General features: G+C 62.7%; 1 pseudogene. It reads right to left on the bottom strand.

Going from position 1 to position 759, the window contains the following annotated elements:
• Window positions 1-8: 8 nt before the first annotated feature.
• A pseudogene (locus HMPREF2716_RS07565) lies at window positions 9-759 on the bottom strand (IS3-like element IS222 family transposase); the annotation flags it as partial.

Below are 759 nucleotides of genomic sequence, written 5' to 3'. Positions count from 1 at the left end.
TGTAGTGGTCAACCCATCCCGGACAGTGGGTTGAGTTTTTCTTCGGCCACCGCAGGTGGTAACCCGTCGTTGAATTGATGCGGCCTGATCCAGTTGTAGCGGTGCATCAAGTAATGACTGATGTCCCGTTGGGCCTCCTGCGCCGTCAGGTAACCCGTTGACGGGACCCACTCCGACTTCAGACTGCGGAACAGGCGCTCCATCGGCGAGTTATCCCAGCAATTCCCTCGGCGACTCATGCTCTGCTGCATCCGATAGCGCCAGAGCCGTTGCCGAAACAGGCGGCTGGCGTACTGGCTGCCCTGGTCTGAATGGAACAGCACCTGCTGTGGCTTGCCGCGCTGTTCGTAGGCCATGTCCAGGGCCTTGATCACCAGTTCGGCATCCGGCTTGGCCGAGAACGCCCAGCCGATCACCCGCCGGGTATGCAGATCCAGCACCGCGGCCAGGTAGTGCCAACGGCCTTGCGCCCAGACGTAGGTGATGTCGCCACACCACACCTGATTGGGATGCTCGGTCGCGAATTCGCGGTTCAGCCGATTCGGGATATCCGGCCGCTCAACCGTGGCCTGTTTGTAGGCGTGCGAGCCCGGTTGCTTGCTGACCAGGCCCAGCTCACGCATCAACCGACGCACTCGGAAACGGCCGATGGTCACGCCCTCTTCGCGCAGCATGCCCAGAATGCTGCGGCTGCCGGCCGAGCCCCGACTCTGGCTGAACAACTGGTTGACCTGGCTACGCAGCGCCACGCGGCGAGCA

Origin of the sequence: Pseudomonas sp. HMSC076A11 (assembly GCF_001810205.1) — a bacterium.
GTDB classification, from domain to species: Bacteria; Pseudomonadota; Gammaproteobacteria; order Pseudomonadales; family Pseudomonadaceae; genus Pseudomonas; species Pseudomonas aeruginosa.
This window is presented reverse-complemented; position numbering and strand designations above follow the sequence as displayed.